Below are 20154 nucleotides of genomic sequence, written 5' to 3'. Positions count from 1 at the left end.
TGCGGCAAGATCCTGGGATGAAGAACGTTCGCGACGTCCGCAAACTGCCGAAGGCCCATCTGCACCTGCATTTCACCGGGTCCATGCGTTCCTCGACCCTGCTGGAGCTCGCCGACAGGTACGGCGTGCACCTGCCCGAGGCGCTGAGCAGCGGAGAGCCGCCCAAGCTGCGGGCGACGGACGAGCGCGGCTGGTTCCGCTTCCAGCGGCTGTACGACATCGCGCGCTCCTGCCTGCGCTCCCCCGACGACATCCGGCGGCTGGTGCGGGAGGCCGCCGAGGAGGACGTCCGGGACGGCTCGGGGTGGCTGGAGATCCAGGTCGACCCGACCTCGTACGCCCCGCGGCTGGGCGGGCTGATCCCGGCGCTGGAGATCATCCTGGACGCGGTGGAGAGCGCCTCGCGGGAGACGGGCCTGGGCATGCGCGTGCTGGTCGCCGCGAACCGGATGAAGCACCCGCTGGACGCCCGCACCCTCGCCCGGCTCGCCGTGCGCTACGCCGACCGCGGCGTGGTGGGCTTCGGGCTCTCCAACGACGAGCGGCGGGGGCTGGCCCGCGACTTCGACCGGGCCTTCGAGATCGCCCGGGAGGGCGGTCTGCTGGCCGCTCCGCACGGCGGCGAGCTGTCGGGCCCCAGCAGCGTCCGCGACTGCCTGGACGACCTGCACGCGGGCCGCATCGGCCACGGCGTGCGGGCCGCCGAGGACCCCCGGCTGCTGCGCAAGCTCGCCGAGCGCGGTGTGGCGTGCGAGGTGTGCCCGTCCTCCAACGTGGCACTGGGCGTCTACGACAAGCCCGGCGACGTGCCGCTGCGCGCGCTGTTCGACGCCGGGGTCCCGATAGCGCTGGGCGCGGACGACCCGCTGCTCTTCGGCTCCCGCCTGGCCGCCCAGTACGAGCTGGCGCGCGAGCACCACGCCTTCACCGACGCGGAGCTCGCGGAGCTGGCCCGGCAGTCGATTCGGGCGTCGAGGGCGCCGGAGGACCTGCGGAAGCGGCTGCTGGCGGGCGTGGACGACTGGCTGACGGCCGCGTAGGCGCAGCCCCCGGCCCGTCTGCCCCTAGAGGGTGACGCCGACGGTCACCGGCTCGTTGACGAGCGTCACGCCGAAGGCGCGGTGCACGCCGTCGCGCACCTCGCGGGCGAGGGCCAGCAGGTCCTCGGTGGTGGCCGCCCCGCGGTTGGTGAGGGCGAGCGTGTGCTTGGTCGAGATGCGGGCCGGGCCGTCGCCGTAGCCCTTGGTGAAGCCCGCCTTGTCGATCAGCCAGGCGGCCGAGGTCTTGACGAGCCCGTCCCCGGCGGGGAAAGCGGGCGGCTGCACGTCGTCCCCGAGCCGCTGCGCGACGCGCTCCAGGAACGCCGCGTGCTGCTCCGGGGAGAGGACCGGGTTGGTGAAGAAGGACCCCGCCGACCACGTGTCGTGGTCCTCCGGGTCCAGGACCATGCCCTTGCCTGCGCGCAGCTTGAGGACCGTCTCCCGGGCCGTGGCAGCGGGCACGCGGTCTCCGGCCTCCACGCCGAGCGCGCGGGCCGTCTCGGGGTAGCGGATCGGCGCGGACATCCCGTCCGCGTCCTCCAGCTCGAAGCGGACGCGCAGCACGACGTAGCGCTCCGGGTCGGCCTTGAAGCGGCTGTGCCGGTAGGAGAAGCCGCAGTCGGCGTTGCGCAGGACGACGGTCTCCCCGGCGTGCCGGTCGTAGGCGACGACCTCGGTGATGGTCTGGGAGACGTCCTGCCCGTACGCGCCGACGTTCTGGACGGGCGTGGCACCGGCGGATCCGGGGATCCCGGCCAGGCACTCGATGCCGGCCAGCCCGGCCTCCACGGTGCGGGCGACGGCGTCGGACCAGTTCTCGCCGGCGGCGAGCTCGAGCGTGGTGCCGTCGAGGCGGAAGCCGGTGGTGGCGACATGCAGAGCCGTGCCGTCGAAGCCCTTGTCGGAGATGACCAGGTTGCTGCCGCCGCCGATGATCAGCAGCGGCGTGCCGCTCGCGTCGGCCTCGCGGACGGCGGTGATCACCTCGTGGTCCGTGACGGCGGTGACCAGCCGGGCGGCGGGCCCGCCGAGCCGGAAGGTGGTCAGGGGGGCGAGGGGGGCTTCGTGTCGTTCCTGCACGCGCACAAGAGTACGGGGGCGCTGCCGCCGGGCGACCGGGGTGCGGGCCCGGCCCCGGGACCCCGGGGCCGGGAAGGGTCAGCCCTGCGCCGACACCACGGGTTCCCGCACCGCTGTCGGCTCCGGCTCCTGAGCCGCAGGACGCGCCCGCCGGGGCAGCAGCGCCGCCGCAACAGCCGCCACGCCCACCGCTGCCGCACCGACCCACAGCGCCGGCGTCAGCCCGTCCACGAAGCGTGCAGGCGTCTCGTAGCCGCCGTGCGAGGAGAACACCGACCCCAGGACGGCGACGCCGAGCGCTCCGCCCACCTCCCGCAGCGCGTTGTTCGCGCCCGAGGCGATCCCCTGCTCGGCGGGGCGGACGCTGGACATGACCAGGTTCGCGGCGGGCGCGAAGTACAGCGCCATGCCGATGCCGCTGACGATCAGCGCCGGAAGCTCGGCTGCGTAGGAGACGTCCGCCTTGACGACGAGGGCGAAGAGCGCCAGTCCCAGCGCCTGGAGCGCGAGGCCCGCCGTGACGACCGGGCGGCCGCCTGTCTTGTCCGAGAGATAGCCGGCCAGCGGCGCGACGATCATGGGCATGCCGGTCCAGGGGAGCATCCGGAGGCCCGCCTCGGTGGGCGAGTAGCCGCTGACGCCCTGGAAGAACTGCGACAGCAGGAAGATCGCGCCGAACATGCCGAGGAACATCAGCAGGCCGGCGGCGTTGATCGCGCTGAACGCCCGGTTGCCGAAGAGGCGCATGGGCAGCATGGGGTTCTTGCTGCGGAAGCCGTGGTGGACGAAGCCGCCGAGCAACGCACCGCCGACGATGAGGCCGGTGAGCACCCAGGTGCCGGTCCAGCCGTCGGAGTGGGCGTTGACCAGGCCGTAGACGATGCCGAAGAGGCCGCCGCTGACCAGCAGCGTGCCGGGGACGTCGAGCCGGGCGTGCGGGGCGCGGGACTCCGCCAGGCGCAGCCGGGCGAGCGGGAGCAGGGCCACGCCCAGGGGCACGTTCAGCCAGAAGATCCAGTGCCAGGAGACGTGCTCGGTCAGCCCGCCGCCGATCAGCGGGCCGCCGGCGACGGCCAGGCCGTTGACGGCGCCCCAGATGCCGTACGCCATGCCGCGCCGCTCGGCCGGGACGGCGGCGGCGAGGAGGGTGAGGGTGAGCGGCGTCATGATCGCCGCCCCTACGCCCTGGACGGCGCGGGCGGCGATCAGGCCGTCGATGCCGGGGGCCGACGCCGCAGCTGCCGAGGCGGCGGTGAAGACGGCGAGGCCGAGGAGGAAGAGCTTGCGGCGGCCGAAGCGGTCACCGAGCGCGGCGCCGAACATCAGCAGGACGGCGAAGGTCAGGGTGTAGGCGTTGACCGTCCACTCCAGGTCCGCCAGTGCCCCGCCGAGGTCCTTGCGGATGGAGGGCAGGGCGGTGGTGACCACCAGGTTGTCCAGCGCCGCCATGAATCCGGCGATGCTCGTGATGATCAGGGCCCAGACGGCCCTGGCTCGCTGGTTCACAAAGTCCCCCCGGGGAGCGTGATGTCTTGTCGGTGAGTGATGGAGAATTTGTTAGTGATGGATTACTAAATTTCCTCGGCATGCGGCAGGGCGGGCCGCGGGGCCCTCGCCCCGCGCGCCTAGTCCTTGCAGTGGCCGGCCCACATCGGGTGTCCGGCCGGGTAGCCCAGGCAGACCAGGGTGTTCATGAGCATCCCCTCGGCCAGGAAGCCGGCCGTCTCGTCCTCGTCGGCGCCGAGGGCGAGATGGATCGTGTCCCGCAGCTGCTGCCAGCCCTCGCGGATCGGGTGGCCGAACTCGTGGTCGCCGGAGGCCTCGGCGGACGCGACCGCTACGTACATCTGCATCTGCATCAGCAGCTTTTCGCGGTCGCGCTCGATCATGTCCTGGTAGGCGGCACCCATGGCGGCCGGGACGCCGCCAGGAGGCGCATTCTCGGCGGCCTCGCGGAAGAGCCGCCCGGTGTCCTCCAGGCAGCGGGCGGCGGCGGCCAGGAAGATGGCGCGCTTGCTCGGGAAGAGACGGAAGAGATACGGCTGCGAGACGCCCACGCGGCGCGCGATCACCTCCGTGGAGGTGCCGCTGTAGCCGCCGCGCGCGAATTCGGTGATCGCGGCGCGGATCACACTCTCGCGGCGTTCTTCCGCGCTCATCCTGACCATGGCCAGTAAGTTAGTGGCCACTCACTAAGTCGTCAAGTGCGAAGTAAGGGGCACCCGCCATTGACGGGCGCCCCTTACTTCAAGCTCTCTGCCTCAGGCGAGCTTCACCACGGCGCGGGACATGCCCAGCACCTTCTGGTCGCCGCTCTTGGCCAGCAGGTCGACGCGGACCGTGCGGGCCTCGTCGTCGAGCTTGGCCGCGACCTTCGCGCCGACCTCGATCACGGCGCCCTTGTCGTCGTTGGGGACCACGACGGGCTTGGTGAAGCGCACGCCGTACTCCAGCACCGCGCCCGGGTCGCCGACCCAGTCGGTCACCACGCGGATCGCCTCGGCCATGGTGAACATGCCGTGCGCGATGACGTCCGGCAGCCCGACCTCCTTGGCGAACTTCTCGTTCCAGTGGATCGGGTTGAAGTCGCCCGAGGCACCTGCGTAGCGCACCAGGTCCGCGCGGGTGACGGGGAACACCTGGGCGGGCAGCTCCGTGCCCACCTCCACCGCGTCGTACGCGATCTTCGCGGCCATCACGCCTCCTCGGCGGCGCGTGCCACCAGCGTCGTGTGCGCGGTCACCACGTGCTCGCCGTCCTGGTCGTGGACCTCGCCACGGACCGAGAGCACGTCGTTGCCCGCCAGGGACTTGACCGACTCGATGCGCGAGGTGACCGTCAGGCGGTCGCCCGCGCGGACCGGGCGGGTGTAGGCGAACTTCTGGTCGCCGTGCACCACACGGTTGTAGTCCAGGCCCAGCTGGGGGTCCTGGATGACCTGACCGGCCGCCTTGAACGTGATCGCGAACACAAAGGTCGGCGGGGCGATCACATCGGGGTGACCGAGCGCCTTGGCGGCCTCGGGGTCGGTGTAGACCGGATTGGCATCGCCGACGGCCTCGGCGAATTCGCGGATCTTCTCCCGGCCGACCTCATAGGGGTCGGTGGCCGGATAGGTCCGTCCGACGAAGGACTGGTCGAGCGCCATGGCTCGGCACCTCCTGAGTGGACTGGGATTCCGTGGGTGGATACGCCATGAGGCCGCCCCCAGGGACTGGGGACGGCCTCATGAACGAGACGTGCTTTATCGCGTTTCGCGGTGCGCGGTGTGCGAGTTGCAGCGAGGGCAGTGCTTCTTCATCTCAAGACGGTCCGGGTTGTTGCGCCGGTTCTTCTTGGTGATGTAGTTCCGCTCCTTGCACTCCACGCAGGCCAGCGTGATCTTCGGGCGGACGTCGGTGGCAGCCACGTGAGTGCTCCTTGACGGAATGGACGGATGAACGCATAAAAGAGTAGCCGATCGGAGGACCGACCCCACAATCGGCTACTGTATGTAGCGGTGACCGGACTTGAACCGGTGACACAGCGATTATGAGCCGCTTGCTCTACCGACTGAGCTACACCGCTTTGATGCGGGAGGGGCCCCCGCCCGAAGGCGGGGAACCTCACACACCAGAGCCCCAATACGGAATCGAACCGTAGACCTTCTCCTTACCATGGAGACGCTCTGCCGACTGAGCTATTGGGGCGAGCGAGGAAGACATTACACGGTCTGCGGCCGAAGGTGAAATCCGTATCCGGCCGCCCCGGGCGAGCGCTTCTCCACAGTCCCGGCGACCACACCAGTACGACTATTCGCCGCCTGCTCGAACCGGCTTCCTACGCGGCCTACGCTCGGAACACGCCGCGTGATCTTGCCCCCGGAGGAGCGCGATGCCCGACAGTCAGCAACAGCCCGCGAGAGGTCCCGACGGCGATGCCGCCGCCGCTTCCGGTGACGGCGCCCTGGTGCTGTGCGGGGCCCGCCTCGCCGATGGCCGGGTGGTGGACGTACGGCTCAGCGGCGGCCGCATCGAGGCCGTCGGCACCGCGGGCAGCCTCGCGCCCGGCCCCCGCATCGAGCTCGGCGGCTATCTCCTGCTGCCCGCCCCCGCCGAACCCCACGCCCACTACGACACCGCGCTCACCGCGGACATCGCCGGCCCCGTCTCCCTCGGCGCCGAGGACGTCCAGCGGCGGGCCACCGAGGCCGCCCTGCTGCAGCTGAGCCACGGCGCCACCGCGGTCCGCTCGCACGTGCGTATCGGCGACGTCCAGGGGCTGCGGACGCTGGAGGCCGTCCTGCAGGCCCGGCGCGCCCTGCGCGGGCTCGTGGACGTGTCCGCCGTCGCCGTCCCCCGGCTGCTCACCGGAGTCGCCGGAGCCGACGGCCTGGCCATGCTGCGGGACGCCGTGAAGATGGGCGCCACCGTGATCGGCGGCTGCCCCGACCTCGACCCCGACCCCGCCGGCTTCGCAGAGGCCGCCCTCGCCGTCGCCGCCGAGCACGGCTGCGCCGTCGACCTGCACACCGAAGGCGCCGACCCGGTCCGGCTGGCCCGCCTCGCCGCCATGGCGGGCGGGCTGCGCCCCGGGGTCGGCCTCGGCCCGTGCGGCGGCCTGGCCCGCCTCCCGTACGAGCAGGCAGCCCGGGTCGCGGAGCAACTGGCCGCCGCCGGGGTCACGGTGGTGTGCCTGCCGCAGGGCGACTGCTGCGTCTGGGGCGGCGGCATGCGCGTCTCCACGTGCGCGCCGGTGCGCCTGCTGCGGGCGGCGGGCGTCAAGGTCGCGGCGGGCAGCGGTTCGCTGCGGGACGCGGCCAACGCGGTGGGCCGCGGCGACCCCCTGGAGGCCGCCTTCCTGCTGGCCTCCCACGGCGAGCTGAGCCCCGCACAGGCCTACGAGGCGGTAAGCGTCCGGGCCAGGGCCGCGATGGGGCTGGCCGAGGTCCGGGTGGAGGCCGGCTTCCCGGCCGAGCTGCTCGCCGTGCGCGGCGCGGGGATCGCCGGGGTCCTGTCCCTGGGCTACAGCCGCCTGGTGGTGCACCGGGGCCGGGTGGTGGCCCGTACGAGCGCGGTGCGGGAGTACTGCGACTCGCAGGCGGCGGTGGCGCTGGACCTGCCCCGGCAGTCGCCGCGCGGGGCGGACCCGTCCTGACCACCCGGGCGGCGCACGGGGCGTACGGTCGGATCATGCGCATTGTCATCGCAGGTGGACATGGTCGGATCGCGCTGCGGCTGGAGCGGCTGCTCGCCGGGCGCGGGGACGAGGTGGCGGGCGTCATCCGCCGGCGGGAGCAGGCCGGCGACCTGCTCGCGGCAGGTGCGGAGCCCGTCGTGTGCGACATGGAATCGGCGTCGACGGCCGATGTGGCAAGGCACTTGGAAGGTGCCGACGCGGCCGTCTTCGCGGCCGGGGCGGGCCCGGGCAGCGGCGTCGAGCGCAAGGAGACCGTCGACCGCGCGGCGGCCGTCCTCTTCGCCGACGCGGCGGAGGCGGCCGGGGTGCGGCGGTTCCTCGTCGTCTCCTCCATGGGCGCCGGCAGCGAGCCCCCGCCTGGCACGGACCCGGTCTTCGCCGCCTATCTGCGCGCCAAGGGCGCGGCCGACGCGGACATCCGCACCCGCCCCGGCCTGGACTGGACGATCCTGCGCCCCGGCACCCTGACCGACGACCCCGGTACGGGCCTGGTGAACCTCTCCGCCGGCGCCACGGGGCCGGGCGCGGTCCCCCGCGACGACGTGGCAGCGGCGCTGGCCGCGCTGCTGGACGCGCCGGAGACGGCGGGGCTCACCCTGGAGCTGATCGGCGGGGACGTGCCGCTGGAGGGCGCGGTGAAGGCGGTGGCGCGGGGGTAGGGCGCGGGGCCGGGACCGCCGCGGCCCGTCGCGGCCCGTCGCGGCCCGTCGCGGCCCGGAAAACGAAAGGACCCCTGATCCGAAGATCAGGGGTCTCATTCCGTGGCGGCGCCAGGATTCGAACCTGGGTAGGCTAAGCCGACGGATTTACAGTCCGCTCCCATTGGCCACTCGGGCACACCGCCATGGGTTGTCGCCCTCGGCCGCTCTTTCGAACCGCTCTGTGGCAACGACGTAAACCATACCCGATGACCTGGGGTGGTCCGCCACTCGGTTCACAGCCGTCCCGCACCCCGGTTCACAGCCGCTCGATCGGGCGGCGGATGACTAGGCTGGCGGGGCGGCCTCCCCCGGCCACCGCCGGGGACACCCCGCGCCGCACCCCTGATGGATCTACGTACGAGGAGCCAACTCAATATGGCCGACTCCAGTTTCGACATCGTCTCGAAGGTCGAGCGGCAGGAGGTCGACAACGCCCTCAACCAGGCCGCCAAGGAGATCTCCCAGCGCTACGACTTCAAGGGCGTGGGCGCCTCGATCGCCTGGTCCGGCGAGAAGATCGAGATGCGGGCCAACGCCGAGGAGCGCGTCAAGGCGGTGCTCGACATCTTCCAGTCCAAGCTGATCAAGCGCGGCATCTCGCTGAAGTCCCTGGACGCGGGCGAGCCGCAGGCCTCGGGCAAGGAGTACAAGATCTTCGCCTCGATCGAGGAGGGGATCTCGCAGGAGAACGCGAAGAAGGTCGCCAAGATCATTCGCGACGAGGGCCCCAAGGGCGTCAAGGCCCAGGTGCAGGGCGACGAACTGCGCGTCTCCTCCAAGAGCCGCGACGACCTCCAGGCCATCATCGCCCTCCTCAAGGGCAAGGACCTGGACTTCGCGATCCAGTTCACCAACTACCGCTGACGACGGGCCGGGTGGGAATCCCGGCCGTACGACGGGTGTGCCGAGGGCGCGCCGGGTGGCTTTCCGCCACCTTGGCGCGCCCTCGGCGTTCGTACGGGGATTCCGGGACGGAGGAAGCCGACATTCGGTCACGTCCGTGGAACACCGCTCTCCGCCTGCCGCGGCAAGGCCATGGTGAAGCTTCCCTTTCACCAGGAGGCAGTGATGGCAGGCTTCGGCAGACACGGCATCCGCTCGGCCCTCGCCGCGCTCGCAGTGAGCGCGGCACTGACAGCGGGCAGCGGCGTGCCCGCGGTCGCGGCGCCCGGCCCCGGCGCCCCGAAGGCCGCGAGCGAGCATTACGTGTCCTTGGGCGACTCCTACACGTCGGGCCCCCTGATCCCGGCCCAGGTCCACTGGCCGTGCCTGCGGTCCAACCGCAACTACCCGTCGCTGGCCCACCAGGAGCTGGGTTTCGGAAGTTTCACGGACGTCAGTTGCGGAGGCGCGAAGACCGACGACATGTGGTCGCCCCAGCCGGGCAAGGACAATCCGGCGCAGCTGGATGCCGTGGGCAAGGACACCACGCTGGTGTCGCTCGGCATCGGGGGCAACGACATCGGCTTCGACGAGATCATCGGCAACTGCATCCGGCTGGCCGCCGGCAGCAAGCCGGGCGACAAGCCGTGCGAGGACTTCTACACCGAGGGCGGCACCGACCGGCTCGCGGAACGCATTGCCGCCACGGCGCCCAAGGTGGCCGCGGTCCTCGCGGGCATCCGCGAGCGGGCAGCCCGGCACGCCCGGGTGCTCGTCGTCGGGTTCCCGGCGCTGGCCACGGAGGACGGGCGCAACTGCCGCCTCTCCCTGGGCATGGCCAACGACGACGTCCCTTACCTGGTGGCGACGGAGAAACGGCTGAATGCGATGCTCCGGCAGCAGGCGGAGTCGGCGGGCGCGCGCTACGTCGACACCTACGGGGCGACGACGGGGCACGACGCGTGCCAGGCGCCCCGGGATCGCTGGATCGAGGGCCTGATCCCGCTCCGGCCCGCCTTGGCGTTCCATCCCAACGACCGGGGCGAACAGGCCATGGCCGGGGCCTTCGTTGAAGAGCTGGCCCGGCCCCGGCACTGACGCCAAGCGTCAGCGCGTCGCGAACGGCCGGTCGGTGGGCACGATTTCGCGGCCCAGCGGCATCAGGGAAATCGGGATCAGCTTGAAGTTCGCGATGCCCAGCGGAATTCCGATGATCGTGAGGCAGAGCGCGATTCCGGTGACGATGTGCCCGAGCGCCAGCCACCAGCCCGCGAAGATGAACCAGATGACATTCCCGATCAGCGATCCCGCCCCGGCGTCCCGGCGCTCCACGGTCGTACGGCCGAAGGGCCACAGGGCGTAGCCGGCGATGCGGAAGGACGCGATCCCGAAGGGGATGGTGACGATGAGGACGCAGCAGATGATGCCTGCGACGACATATCCGATGGCCATCCAGAGTCCGCAGAGGACCAACCAGATGACGTTAAGGATGAACCTCATGACCAACAGCCTTCCACGCGACCTGCTACCTGGCCACTGAGACGCCGGGGCGCGGCGTGGTGGTTGCCCCGGGGTCGTGGGCGGGCGGCCACCCGGACGGCGTAACCAGCGCGCCGGTCCCCCGGATGGCCGTCATGGTGGCCGTGTCGCCGGGGGCCGAGGAGAGAGAGTTACCGCTCTTCGGACGTCTGCCGATGGGAAAGGACGCTCACCGTGCCTCGATTCGCATCCACCACGCTGGGAGCCGCGGCCTGTGCCACCGCGCTCGCCGTCCTCGGGTCCGCCGGCCCGGCCTTCGCCGGGGCGTCTGCGCCGGTTTCCCGGCACGTCGCCGCCGACCCCAGCCCGCCCGGCGTGCCGGATCCCGACCTGCCGGATCTGGACTTCCCGGACCTCACCGACCTGCCGGATCCGGACTTCCCGGACCTGACGCATCTGAGCGGGCTGCCGAAGCCTCCCTCGCCTCCCGCAGTGCCCACCCTGCCCACGCTGCCGACCTTGCCCACGGTCCCGGCGCTCCCGACGGACGGGCTGCTGTAGGACCGCGAAGCCGGGGCGCCGGAGGCCACGGGCCTCCGGCGTCAGCCCTGGCGGCCCGCCATCTGCTCCAGGCGGTGGATGCGCTCGCCCATCGGCGGGTGCGTGGAGAACAGCTTGGACATGCCCTCGCCCGCCCGGAACGGGTTGGCGATCATCATGTGGCTCGCGGTCTCCAGGCGCGGCTCGGGCGGCAGGGGCAGCCGCTGGGTGCCGGCTTCGAGCTTGCGGAGGGCGGAGGCCAGGGCGAGCGGGTCGCCGGTGAGGCGGGCGCCGGAGGCATCGGCCTCGTACTCGCGGGAGCGGCTGACGGCGAGCTGGATGACGGAGGCCGCGATGGGGCCCAGCAGCATGATCATGATCATGCCGATGATGCCGGGGCCCTCGTCGTCGTCGGAGCGGCCCACGGGGATCAGCCAGGCGAAGTTGACCAGGAACATCACTACCGAGGCGAGCGCGCCCGCGACCGACGAGATGAGGATGTCGCGGTTGTAGACGTGGCTGAGCTCGTGGCCGATGACGCCGCGCAGCTCGCGCTCGTCGAGCAGGCGCAGGATGCCGTCGGTGCAGCAGACCGCGGCGTTGCGCGGGTTGCGTCCGGTGGCGAAGGCGTTGGGGGCCTCGGTCGGCGAGATGTAGAGGCGGGGCATCGGCTGGCGGGCGGCCGTGGAGAGCTCGCGGACCATCCGGTAGAGCTGCGGCGCCTCGAATTCGCTGACCGGGCGGGCGCGCATCGCGCGCAGGGCGAGCTTGTCGCTGTTCCAGTAGGCGTAGGCGTTGGTGCCGAGGGCCACGAGAACGGCGACGATCAAGCCCGTCCGCCCGAAGGCGCTGCCGATGACGATGATGAGCGCGGACAGGCCGCCGAGGAGCACGGCTGTCCTGAGCCCGTTGTGCCGGCGGTGCACGGTACGCCCTCCAGGTGGTGCGGCAGGGGAACCCTTGAACCAGTGGAACCTTTCGTACTGGTCAACGCCAGGCGGGGGACGCTGGTTCCCTTGTGCACGGCGGGGAGGGCGTCCGCCGCCCGGGTGCTCTCCTGCAGTGCTAGGGCGTGTCCGATGGGTCAGTGCGGGCCCCGCGGCGTCTGGCGCTGGGGGCACCTCCCAGCGGTAGCTGGGGGAGCATCGCAAGGCGGAGCATGACCCGCGTACTGGGCGTACTCGGGTCGTGCGACAACGCAGCGAGGTGCCGTGCCAGGGGTCGCGGGGCCTGTGCTGACCCATCGGACACGCCCTAGAGCAGCGCGCCCTCGGCGAAGCGCAGCACCAGCTGCGGGGCGCCCGACAGGGCCACGCCCGCGAGTGCCGCCAGCGCGATGGCCGCCGTCAGGACGGCGGGGGCGCGTACGGCCTGGGGCGCCTCGCCCTCGGCCGGGCGGAAGAGCACCGCCGTCCACTGGAGGTAGTAGTACAGGGCAATGACGACGTTGACGGCCATGACGACCGCCAGCCAGCCCAGCCCGGCGTCGACCGCGGCCGAGAACACCGTCACCTTGGCGAAGAGCCCGATGATGCCCGGCGGCAGCCCGGCCAGGCAGAGCAGGAAGAAGCCGAGGGCCAGGGCCGCGAGCGGGCTGCGGGCGTAGAGGCCGCGGTAGTCGGTGATCCGGTGCTCCGGGCTCGTACGGGCGACGAGCGCGGCGACGGCGAAGGCACCGAGGTTCACGACGGCGTACATCAGGGCGTAGGCGACCGTGGAGCCGATGGCGTGCCCGGGGTCGTCGGCGTAGCCGGCGGCCGCGATCGGGACGAGCAGGTAGCCGGCCTGGCCGACGGAGGACCAGGCGAGCAGACGTACGGCGCTGTGGGCGCGGTCGGGGCGCTGGCGCAGTGCGGCGACGTTGCCCGCGGTCATCGTCAGGGCGGCGAGGACGGCGAGGACGGGGGCCCAGACGTCCGCGTAGGAGGGGAAGGCGACGACGGCGACCAGGATGAGGCCGGTGAAGCCGACGGCCTTGCCGATGACGGACAGGTAGGCGGCGATGGGCAGCGGGGCGCCCACGTAGGTGTCGGGCACCCAGAAGTGGAAGGGGACGGCCGCGGTCTTGAAGGCGAAGCCGACGAGGGTGAGGGCCACGCCCGTCTGGGCGAGGACGGTCAGCTGCGGGTCGGTGTGGGTGAGGGCGTCGGCGATGCGGGTCAGGTGCAGGGTGCCGGTGGCCGCGTAGACGAAGCTGACGCCGAGCAGGGTGACGGCGGTGGCGGTGACCGAGGAGAGGAAGAACTTCAGTGCCGCCTCGGAGGAGCGGGCGTCGCCGCGCCGCAGGCCGACGAGGGCGAAGGCGGGCAGCGAGGCCACTTCGAGGGCGACGACGAGGGTGGCGAGGTCGCGGGAGGCGGGCAGCAGGGTGGCCCCGGCGGCGGAGGACAGCAGCAGGAACCAGTACTCGCCGGCCGGGAGCTTCGCGTCGGCGATCGCGCCCACGGACAGCAGCGCCGTGAGCAGGGCGCCGCCCAGCACCAGGAACTGGATGACGAGCGTGAAGTGGTCGACCGTGTAGCTGCAGGCGTGGGCGGTGCCGGGGCCGGTGAGGCAGAACGTCGAGCGGTTGCCGCCGCGCAGCGGGATGAGGGCGAGGGCGGCGACGGCCAGCCCGCCGATGGAGAGGGCGCCCAGGAGGGGCTTCCTGGCGTCGGGCAGGAAGAGGTCGGCGACGAGGACGGCCAGCGCCACGACGGCGGTGACGGTGGGCGGTGCGATGGCGAGCCAGTCGACGGACTGGATGGCGCCTCCGGCGAGGGGAACCATCACTTGCCTCCTCGGAGGAGCTGCTGAACGGCCGGGTCGGTGAGGCCGATGAGGGCCGCGGGCCAGAGCCCGGCGAGGACGGTGAGGGCGACGAGCGGGGTCCAGGAGACGAGTTCGTAGCTCTGGACGTCCGCCAGGAGCGGGCCGACGGGCGGGGTGCCGGGCTTGTGCCCGGCCGTCTCGGTGCCGTTGCCGCCCATGCAGACGCGGCGCACCACGACGAGCATGTACGCGGCCGTCAGGAGGGTGCCGAGGCCCGCCAGGGCCATGAAGGTGAGGTAGGCGGGGCGGCTGAGGCCGTCGGCGGGGCGGAAGGAGCCGAACATCGCGAGCATCTCGCCCCAGAACCCGGCGAGCCCGGGCAGGCCCAGCGAGGCGACGGCGCCGAAGGCGAGGAGGCCGCCGAGGCGGGGGGCCTTGCCGTAGAGGGCTGCGCCGTGCTCGCCGGAGAGCCGGTCGAGGTCGCTGGTGCCGTAGCGGTCCTTGAGGGCGCCGACGAGGAAGAAGAGGAGACCGGTGATGAGGCCGTGGGCGATGTTGGCGAAGAGGGCGCCGTTGATCCCGGTGGGGGTGAGGGTGGCGATGCCCAGGAGGACGAAGCCCATGTGCCCGACGGAGGAGTAGGCGATCAGGCGCTTGAGATCGCCCTTGGCGCCGGAGCGGGCGAGGGAGAGGCAGACCAGGGAGCCGTAGATGATGCCGACGGCCGCGAAGGCGGCGAGGTAGGGCGCGAAGGCGTGGGCGCCGTCGGGGGCCACCGGCAGCACGATGCGTACGAAGCCGTAGGTGCCCATCTTCAGCAGGACGCCCGCGAGCAGCACCGAGCCGGCCGTGGGGGCGGCGGTGTGGGCGTCGGGCAGCCAGCTGTGCAGGGGCCACATCGGGGCCTTGACGGCGAGTCCGAGTCCGATGGCCACGACCGCGACGATCTGGGTGGTGTGGCTGAGCTTCGACCCGTTGTCAGTGGCGAGTGCCACCATGTCGAAGGTGCCGCCCTTGATGCCGACGAGGAGGAGGCCTAGCAGCATCACGACGGAGCCGAGCACGGTGTAGAGGATGAAGCGCAGGGCCGCCCGTTCCCTGCCCTCGCCGCCCCAGCGGGCGATGAGGAAGTACATGGGAACGAGCACCATCTCGAAGGCCAGGAAGAACAGCATCAGGTCGAGGACGGCGAAGCTCGCGAGGGTGCCGGCCTCGAGCAGCAGGAGCAGCGCGACGAATGCCTTGGGGCTGGTGCTCCGCTCACGCGGAGGTGACCCGTAGCTGTACAGCGCGCAGAGGAAGGTCAGCAGCGCCGTCAGGACGAGGAGGGGGAGCGAGATGCCGTCCACGCCGAGGTGGATGCGGATGCCGAGGGCCGGGATCCAGCTGATGTCGGTGGTCGCCTGCATCCGCGCGGGGTGACCGTGGTCGAAGCCCGCGGCGAGGGCGACGGCCAGCGCGAGCACGGCGCCTGTGACGGTGACGCCGTGGCGCAGCACGGCCTGCTCGGGGCTCCTGCCCCGCAGGCCGGGCGGGGCCGGCAGCAGGGCGGCCGCGGATCCGAGCAGGGGGAGGGCGACGATCGCAGCGAGGAGGATCTGCATGACGGGGTGACTCACTGTCAGGCTCCGGTGGCTACGAGGACGGCGGCGACGGCCAGGACGACGGAGCCGGCGAGCAGGGCGCCGAGGTAGGTCTGCACATTGCCGGTCTGGGCCCGGCGGACGGCCGTGCCGAGCAGCCGGGGGGCGCTGCCCGCGCCGCGTACGTACGTCTCGACGACCTCGCGGTCGAGGAAGGCGGCGAGGCGGGCGGCGGCGCGCACGGGCCGGACGAAGAGCGCCGAGTAGACGGCGTCCAGGTGGAAGCCGGTGGCGGCGTGGCGGTGCAGGGGGCCGAGCAGCAGCCTGCCGGGGTCGCCCGGGTCCGGGGCGGAGGCGATGTGGCCGTAGGCGAGGGTGTGGCTGGCGATGGCCTCGGCCTCGGAGACGGCGGGGGCCGCGTCCGGGTCGGCGGCGACGGCGCCCAGGGGGGTGCGGGCGGTGAGCACGCTGGTGCGGCGCCAGGCCGCGTAGGTCACGGCGGCGCCGGCGAGGGCGCAGCCGGTGGACAGGAGGGAGGTGGTGAGGGTCGGGGTGAGCGGGCGCCCGTCGAACCAGTGGGGCAGCTTCCAGGCGGCCAGGCCCAGGGCGGCGGTGGGCACGAAGAGGATCCAGAGCACGCCGTTCATGGCCAGCGGCTCGCGGCCGTGGTCGGCGGCCTCGGGGCCGGTGCCGCGGAAGGCCATCAGCCACAGGCGGGTGGCGTAGCCGGCGGTGAGCAGGGCGGTGAGGAGCCCGGCGATCAGGACGGTCCAGCCGGCCGCGGCCGGGATGCCGGGGGCGTGGCCGCCTGCCGCGTGCTCGGCCGCGCCGAGGACGGCTTCCTTGGAGAAGAAGCCGCTGAACGGGGGGATTGCGGCGAGCGCGAGGAGGGCGACGGTCATCGTCCAGAAGGCGTCGGGGATGCGCTTGGCCAGGCCGCCCGTGCGGGCCATGGCGCCCAGCGAGTTCGTGCCCGCGGCGTGGATGATCACGCCTGCGCCGAGGAAGAGGAGGGCCTTGAACGCGCCGTGCGAGATGAGGTGGAAGACGGCGGCGCTGCGGTTGCCGACGGCCAGGGCGCCGGTCATGTAGCCGAGCTGGCCGACGGTGGAGTAGGCGAGGACGCGCTTGATGTCGTCCTGGGCGAGGGCGGCGAGCGCCGAGCCGGTCATGGTGACGGCGGCCATCACGGCCAGCACGACGAGGGCCGCCGTGGAGGCGGTGAAGACCGGCAGCAGCCGGGCGACGAAGTAGACGCCGGCCGCGACCATCGTCGCGGCGTGGATCAGCGCGGAGACGGGCGTGGGGCCCGCCATCGCGTCGGGCAGCCAGGTGTGCAGCGGGAACTGCGCGGACTTGCCCGCGACGCCGGCCAGCAGCAGCAGCGCGATGAGGGTGGGGTGGGCGAGGTGGCCGGAGACGGCGGCGGTGAGGATGCCGTTGATCCGGAACGTTCCGGCGTCGGCGGCCAGCGCCAGGATGCCGATCAGGAAGGGGACGTCTCCGAGCTTGGTGACCAGGAAGGCCTTGAGGGAGGCGGTGCGCGCGGCCTCGGTCTCCCAGTAGTGGCCGACGAGGAAGTACGAGCAGATGCCCATGATCTCCCAGCCGACCAGCAGCACCATCAGGTCGCCGGAGTAGACGACGAGCAGCATGGCGGCGGTGAAGAGGGAGACGAGGGCGGCGTAGGAGGGGTAGCGCGGGTCGTCGCGCAGGTAGGCGGTCGAGTACAGCTGGACGCAGGTCGCGACGACACCGACGAGCACGGCGACGAGGACGGCGAAGCCGTCGAGGTGCAGGGCGAGGTCGATGGGCACCGACCCGGTCGGGGTGAGCCGGGTGGCCGCGTCGACGGGCCGGCCGCCGCCCTGCTGCCAGGCGGTGGCGACGGCGAGGACGGCCGCGGCCAGGGTCGGCAGCACTGCGAGGGGGCGTACGAAGCCGGGGGCGCGGCGGCCGAGGAGGAGGCCGCCGACAGCCCCGAGGAAGGGCAGCAGCGGGACGAGGACGGCGGTGGTCGTGGTGCTCACGCGGCGGCCTCGGCCTTCTCGTCGTGGTCGGCCGGCTGCTGGGGTCCGGCTCCGTCCGGCTCGCGCAGGTCGCGGAGCCGGTCGATGTCGGCGGTGCCGCGGTTGCGGTGGACCTGGAGCACGATGGCCAGGCCGATGCCGATCTCGGCGGCGGCGATGGCGATGGTGAAGAGGGTGAGGGCCTGGCCGGCGTGGAGCGTGTCGCGCAGCCACACGTCGAAGGCGACGAGGTTGAGGTTGACGGCGTTGAGCATCAGCTCGACGGACATCAGGACCAGGATCGCGTTGCGCCGGGCGAGGACGCCGTACACGCCGGTGCAGAAGAGGAGGACGGCGAGGACGGCGGGGTAGACGAGGTGCATCAGCGCGCTCCGTTCTTCCGCTCGGTGTTCTCCCGCTCGGTGCGGCGCGAGAGGACGATCGCGCCGACGAGTGCGGCGAGCAGCAGCACGGACAGGGCCTCGAAGGGCAGCACCCAGTGCCGGAAGAGGATCTCTCCGGAGACCTTGGTGGTGCCCTGGGGTGCGCCGCGCAGGTCGATCCAGGTGGTGCGGAAGGCGTCGGCGACCACCCAGACCAGAGCGGCGGCCGCGGCCACGGCGACCGCGAGGGCGGCCGGGCGGTTCGCCGAGTCGGCGTCCGGGGAGCGGCCGATGGGGGCCTTGGTGAGCATCAGCCCGAAGAGGAGGAGGACGACCACGGAGCCCACGTAGATCAGCACCTGGACCCAGGCGATGAACTCGGCCGTGAGCAGCAGGTACTCCACGGCGATGCCGCCGAGGGCGACGACCAGCCAGAGGGCGGCGTGCACCAGCTGCCGGGTGGTGACGGTGACGATCGCCGCGCCGAGGGTGACGACGCCGACGAGGAGGAAGACGATCTCGACGCCCGTCGGGGAGAGGAAGCCGTGCGCCTGGGCGGCGAGCACGTCGTGGGTGCCGGTGCCGGTCATGCGTCTCCCTCCTTCTCCTGCTCCTGGGCTTGCTGGGCTTGTTGGGCTGCCAGCTTCTCGGCCGTCTTGCGGGCCGCCGCGATCTCCTTCGGCTCCTCGGCCGCCGGGTCGAGGGCGGGGGGCTCGGGCACGGTCCACATCCACTCGCGGAGCTTGTCGCGCTCGTGGGTGAGCTCGTGGATGTCCGTCTCGGCGTACTCGAACTCCGGCGACCAGAAGAGGGCGTCGAAGGGGCACACCTCGATGCAGATGCCGCAGTACATGCAGAGCGAGAAGTCGATCGCGAAGCGGTCGAGGACGTTGCGGCTGCGTTCGCGGCCGCCGGGGGTGGCGGCGGGCACCGTCTCCTTGTGGGAGTCGATGTAGATGCACCAGTCCGGGCACTCGCGGGCGCACAGCATGCAGACGGTGCAGTTCTCCTCGAACAGCCCGATGACGCCGCGGGTGCGGGGGGCGAGCTCGGGCTGGACGTCCGGGTAGCGGGCGGTCACCGAGCGGCGGGTCATGGTGCGGAGGGTGACGGCCAGGCCCTTGGCGAGGCCGGATCCGGGAATGCCCATGATTACTGGATCACCACCTTGACGACGCCGGTCAGCGCGATCTGCGCCAGCGCGAGCGGAATGAGCGCGGTCCAGGCCAGCTTCTGCAGCTGGTCCTCGCGCAGCCGCGGGTAGGTGACCCGCAGCCAGATGACGACGAAGGCGAGGACGGCCGTCTTGAGCAGCGTCCACAGCCAGCCGAGGCCGTCGGCGCCGAACGGGCCGTGCCAGCCGCCGAGGAAGAGGACCGTGGTGAGACCACAGAGAACCACGATGCCCGCGTACTCGGAGAGGAGGAAGAGGGCGAAGCGCAGGCCGGTGTACTCGGTGTACGCGCCGAAGATGATCTCGGAGTCGGCGACGGGCATGTCGAACGGCGGCCGTTGCAGCTCGGCGAGGCCGGCGGTGAAGAAGACGAGGGCGCCGACGATCTGCCAGGGCACCCACCACCAGTGGAAGGCGTCCACGATGCCGGGCAGGGACACGGTGCCGGCCGCCATGGCGACGGAGGCCGCGGCGAGCAGCATCGGCAGCTCGTACGCCATCAGCTGGGCTGCCGTGCGCAGGCCGCCCAGCAGCGAGAACTTGTTCGCCGAGGCCCAGCCGGCCATCAGCGAACCGAGGACGCCGATGCCCATGACGGCGAGCACGAAGAAGATTCCGGCGTCGAGGAACTGCCCCACGGCGTTGCCGGGGCCTATCGGGATGGCGACCAGCACGAGCAGGTAGGGCAGGAGCGCGACGGCGGGCGCCATCTGGAAGATCCGCCGGTCCGCTCCCGCGGGCACGATGTCTTCCTTCTGCGCGAACTTCACGCCGTCGGCGACGAGCTGCGCCCACCCGTGGAACCCACCGGCGTACATCGGCCCGAGGCGGCCCTGCATGTGGGCCATGACCTTGTGCTCGGTCTGCCCGATGACGAGCGGCAGCACGAGGAAGACGACGAACACGGCGAGGAGGCGCAGGACGACGTCGAGAGTGTCGCTCATGCGGGGTCGCCTCCGGCGGGGTTGTCGTGGTTCTCGGGGTGCCCCGAAGGCTTTTCGGCTGCGCGGTCGGCTGCGCCGGGCTGCTCGGGGGCGTTGGCTGCGCTTTCGGCTGCGCCGGGCTTGGGGGCGGCCTCGGCCTGGCTGCCGGCTGCGCCGGGCTCCCGCTCGGCGGGACCGGGCTCGGGGGCACCCTCGGCTGCGGGCTCGGCTGCGGGCTCGGCTGCGGGCTCGGCTGCGGGCTCGGCTGCGGGCTCGGCTGCGGGCTCGGCTGCGGGCTCGGCTGCGGGCTCGGCTGCGCCGGGCTGGGCGGCCGACGGCTCGGCTGCGGGCTCGGCTGCGCCGGGCTGGGCGGCCGACGGCTCGGCTGCGGGCTCGGCTGCGCCGGGCTGGGCGGCCGACGGCTCGGCTGC

At 72.3% G+C, this 20154-nt stretch carries 21 protein-coding genes, 3 tRNA genes and 1 pseudogene; 6 read left to right on the top strand and 19 right to left on the bottom strand.

Translation table 11 applies throughout. The features are described 5' to 3' along the window. Positions 1-17: 17 nt before the first annotated feature. Positions 18-1040: an adenosine deaminase gene (locus tag FHS39_RS17710; protein ID WP_184350324.1), complete on the top strand. Its 1023-nt coding sequence runs from the start codon at positions 18-20 to the stop codon at positions 1038-1040. Between the two features lie 24 nt (positions 1041-1064). Here the strand turns inward: FHS39_RS17710 and FHS39_RS17705 are convergent, their stop codons facing one another. From FHS39_RS17705 to FHS39_RS17670, 8 genes are all read right to left on the bottom strand, one after another. Continuing rightward, positions 1065-2120: a UDP-N-acetylmuramate dehydrogenase gene (locus FHS39_RS17705; protein WP_343069630.1), complete on the bottom strand. Its 1056-nt coding sequence runs from the start codon at positions 2118-2120 to the stop codon at positions 1065-1067. A 78-nt stretch (positions 2121-2198) separates the two neighbouring features. After that, a complete protein-coding gene (locus FHS39_RS17700; RefSeq protein ID WP_184350625.1) occupies positions 2199-3569 on the bottom strand; it encodes a DHA2 family efflux MFS transporter permease subunit in 1371 nt (456 codons plus the stop codon). Positions 3570-3745: 176 nt separating this feature from the next. Next, complete coding sequence (locus FHS39_RS17695) at positions 3746-4279, bottom strand: TetR/AcrR family transcriptional regulator (RefSeq protein ID WP_184350322.1); 534 nt, start codon at positions 4277-4279, stop codon at positions 3746-3748. Between the two features lie 102 nt (positions 4280-4381). Beyond that, on the bottom strand, positions 4382-4816 hold the full coding sequence (locus tag FHS39_RS17690) for a MaoC family dehydratase (protein ID WP_045934486.1): 435 nt from the start codon (positions 4814-4816) through the stop codon (positions 4382-4384). Then, a complete protein-coding gene (locus FHS39_RS17685; protein ID WP_045934485.1) occupies positions 4816-5268 on the bottom strand; it encodes a MaoC family dehydratase N-terminal domain-containing protein in 453 nt (150 codons plus the stop codon). The genes FHS39_RS17690 and FHS39_RS17685 overlap by 1 nt, the downstream gene beginning before the upstream one ends. 96 nt (positions 5269-5364) lie before the next feature. After that, positions 5365-5529, bottom strand: a complete 165-nt coding sequence (gene rpmG, locus FHS39_RS17680; RefSeq protein ID WP_003956487.1) for a 50S ribosomal protein L33 — start codon at positions 5527-5529, stop codon at positions 5365-5367. A gap of 85 nt (positions 5530-5614) precedes the next feature. After that, positions 5615-5687: transfer RNA gene (locus tag FHS39_RS17675), tRNA-Met, on the bottom strand. Positions 5688-5736: 49 nt separating this feature from the next. Next, positions 5737-5809 (bottom strand) — tRNA-Thr (locus tag FHS39_RS17670). Positions 5810-5993: 184 nt separating this feature from the next. On the opposite strand from FHS39_RS17670, the gene FHS39_RS17665 reads away from it, so the two are divergent. Then, positions 5994-7256: an amidohydrolase family protein gene (locus FHS39_RS17665; protein WP_184350321.1), complete on the top strand. Its 1263-nt coding sequence runs from the start codon at positions 5994-5996 to the stop codon at positions 7254-7256. Between the two features lie 35 nt (positions 7257-7291). Then, complete coding sequence (locus FHS39_RS17660) at positions 7292-7957, top strand: NAD(P)H-binding protein (RefSeq protein WP_184350320.1); 666 nt, start codon at positions 7292-7294, stop codon at positions 7955-7957. 103 nt (positions 7958-8060) lie between these two features. On the opposite strand, the gene FHS39_RS17655 is transcribed toward FHS39_RS17660, so the two are convergent. Then, positions 8061-8142 (bottom strand) — tRNA-Tyr (locus tag FHS39_RS17655). A gap of 232 nt (positions 8143-8374) precedes the next feature. On the opposite strand from FHS39_RS17655, the gene FHS39_RS17650 reads away from it, so the two are divergent. Beyond that, complete coding sequence (locus FHS39_RS17650; RefSeq protein WP_184350319.1) at positions 8375-8863, top strand: YajQ family cyclic di-GMP-binding protein; 489 nt, start codon at positions 8375-8377, stop codon at positions 8861-8863. 204 nt (positions 8864-9067) lie between these two features. After that, the gene (locus tag FHS39_RS17645) at positions 9068-9979 is read left to right on the top strand and encodes an SGNH/GDSL hydrolase family protein (RefSeq protein WP_184350318.1); all 912 of its coding nucleotides are present in this window, start codon (positions 9068-9070) and stop codon (positions 9977-9979) included. Positions 9980-9988: 9 nt separating this feature from the next. On the opposite strand, the gene FHS39_RS17640 is transcribed toward FHS39_RS17645, so the two are convergent. Then, positions 9989-10381, bottom strand: a complete 393-nt coding sequence (locus FHS39_RS17640; protein ID WP_184350317.1) for a YccF domain-containing protein — start codon at positions 10379-10381, stop codon at positions 9989-9991. 213 nt (positions 10382-10594) lie between these two features. Here FHS39_RS17640 and FHS39_RS17635 point away from each other — a divergent pair, with 213 nt between their 5' ends. Continuing rightward, complete coding sequence (locus tag FHS39_RS17635; RefSeq protein ID WP_184350316.1) at positions 10595-10921, top strand: hypothetical protein; 327 nt, start codon at positions 10595-10597, stop codon at positions 10919-10921. Between the two features lie 41 nt (positions 10922-10962). On the opposite strand, the gene htpX is transcribed toward FHS39_RS17635, so the two are convergent. From htpX to FHS39_RS17590, 9 genes and pseudogenes are all read right to left on the bottom strand, one after another. Further along, on the bottom strand, positions 10963-11826 hold the full coding sequence (gene htpX, locus FHS39_RS17630) for a zinc metalloprotease HtpX (protein ID WP_184350315.1): 864 nt from the start codon (positions 11824-11826) through the stop codon (positions 10963-10965). Between the two features lie 328 nt (positions 11827-12154). Continuing rightward, entirely contained in the window at positions 12155-13669 is a 1515-nt protein-coding gene (locus tag FHS39_RS17625) for an NADH-quinone oxidoreductase subunit N (RefSeq protein ID WP_184350314.1), read from the bottom strand. Next, positions 13669-15255 carry a complex I subunit 4 family protein gene (locus FHS39_RS17620; RefSeq protein ID WP_184350624.1) on the bottom strand — a complete coding sequence of 529 codons (1587 nt, stop codon included), beginning with the start codon at positions 15253-15255 and terminating at the stop codon, positions 13669-13671. Before FHS39_RS17620 ends, FHS39_RS17625 begins: the two co-directional genes overlap by 1 nt. A gap of 17 nt (positions 15256-15272) precedes the next feature. Beyond that, positions 15273-17264 (bottom strand): NADH-quinone oxidoreductase subunit L, encoded by a 1992-nt coding sequence (locus tag FHS39_RS17615; protein ID WP_184350313.1) that lies wholly within the window; start codon positions 17262-17264, stop codon positions 15273-15275. Further along, positions 17261-17626 (bottom strand): NADH-quinone oxidoreductase subunit NuoK, encoded by a 366-nt coding sequence (nuoK, locus tag FHS39_RS17610; protein WP_184350312.1) that lies wholly within the window; start codon positions 17624-17626, stop codon positions 17261-17263. The genes FHS39_RS17615 and nuoK overlap by 4 nt, the downstream gene beginning before the upstream one ends. Further along, positions 17626-18216, bottom strand: coding sequence for an NADH-quinone oxidoreductase subunit J family protein (locus FHS39_RS17605; protein WP_184350311.1), 591 nt, complete (start codon positions 18214-18216; stop codon positions 17626-17628). Before FHS39_RS17605 ends, nuoK begins: the two co-directional genes overlap by 1 nt. Further along, a complete protein-coding gene (locus FHS39_RS17600; RefSeq protein ID WP_184350623.1) occupies positions 18213-18779 on the bottom strand; it encodes a 4Fe-4S binding protein in 567 nt (188 codons plus the stop codon). The genes FHS39_RS17605 and FHS39_RS17600 overlap by 4 nt, the downstream gene beginning before the upstream one ends. After that, positions 18779-19744 carry a complex I subunit 1/NuoH family protein gene (locus tag FHS39_RS17595; RefSeq protein ID WP_184350310.1) on the bottom strand — a complete coding sequence of 322 codons (966 nt, stop codon included), beginning with the start codon at positions 19742-19744 and terminating at the stop codon, positions 18779-18781. Before FHS39_RS17595 ends, FHS39_RS17600 begins: the two co-directional genes overlap by 1 nt. Then, a pseudogene (locus FHS39_RS17590) lies at positions 19741-20154 on the bottom strand (VWA domain-containing protein); the annotation flags it as partial. The gene FHS39_RS17595 and the pseudogene FHS39_RS17590, both read right to left, overlap by 4 nt.

The sequence above is a fragment of the Streptomyces olivoverticillatus genome (genome assembly GCF_014203555.1).
In the GTDB taxonomy this organism is placed as follows: Bacteria; Actinomycetota; Actinomycetes; order Streptomycetales; family Streptomycetaceae; genus Streptomyces; species Streptomyces olivoverticillatus.
The sequence above is the reverse complement of the archived record's forward strand: the minus strand, read 5'-3'. Positions and strand labels throughout refer to the sequence as shown.

Coding starts and splice junctions, on each gene's coding strand:
- FHS39_RS17595 (WP_184350310.1), bottom strand. CDS start 19,744: ATGAGCGACACTCTCGACGTCGTCCTGCGCCTCCTCGCCGTGTTCGTC.
- FHS39_RS17690 (WP_045934486.1), bottom strand. CDS start 4,816: ATGGCCGCGAAGATCGCGTACGACGCGGTGGAGGTGGGCACGGAGCTG.
- FHS39_RS17685 (WP_045934485.1), bottom strand. CDS start 5,268: ATGGCGCTCGACCAGTCCTTCGTCGGACGGACCTATCCGGCCACCGAC.
- FHS39_RS17605 (WP_184350311.1), bottom strand. CDS start 18,216: ATGACCGGCACCGGCACCCACGACGTGCTCGCCGCCCAGGCGCACGGC.
- FHS39_RS17640 (WP_184350317.1), bottom strand. CDS start 10,381: ATGAGGTTCATCCTTAACGTCATCTGGTTGGTCCTCTGCGGACTCTGG.
- FHS39_RS17625 (WP_184350314.1), bottom strand. CDS start 13,669: ATGGTTCCCCTCGCCGGAGGCGCCATCCAGTCCGTCGACTGGCTCGCC.
- FHS39_RS17700 (WP_184350625.1), bottom strand. CDS start 3,569: ATGGCGGCGCTGGACAACCTGGTGGTCACCACCGCCCTGCCCTCCATC.
- nuoK (WP_184350312.1), bottom strand. CDS start 17,626: ATGCACCTCGTCTACCCCGCCGTCCTCGCCGTCCTCCTCTTCTGCACC.
- FHS39_RS17660 (WP_184350320.1), top strand. CDS start 7,292: ATGCGCATTGTCATCGCAGGTGGACATGGTCGGATCGCGCTGCGGCTG.
- FHS39_RS17620 (WP_184350624.1), bottom strand. CDS start 15,255: ATGCAGATCCTCCTCGCTGCGATCGTCGCCCTCCCCCTGCTCGGATCC.
- FHS39_RS17650 (WP_184350319.1), top strand. CDS start 8,375: ATGGCCGACTCCAGTTTCGACATCGTCTCGAAGGTCGAGCGGCAGGAG.
- FHS39_RS17645 (WP_184350318.1), top strand. CDS start 9,068: ATGGCAGGCTTCGGCAGACACGGCATCCGCTCGGCCCTCGCCGCGCTC.
- FHS39_RS17695 (WP_184350322.1), bottom strand. CDS start 4,279: ATGAGCGCGGAAGAACGCCGCGAGAGTGTGATCCGCGCCGCGATCACC.
- FHS39_RS17710 (WP_184350324.1), top strand. CDS start 18: ATGAAGAACGTTCGCGACGTCCGCAAACTGCCGAAGGCCCATCTGCAC.
- FHS39_RS17665 (WP_184350321.1), top strand. CDS start 5,994: ATGCCCGACAGTCAGCAACAGCCCGCGAGAGGTCCCGACGGCGATGCC.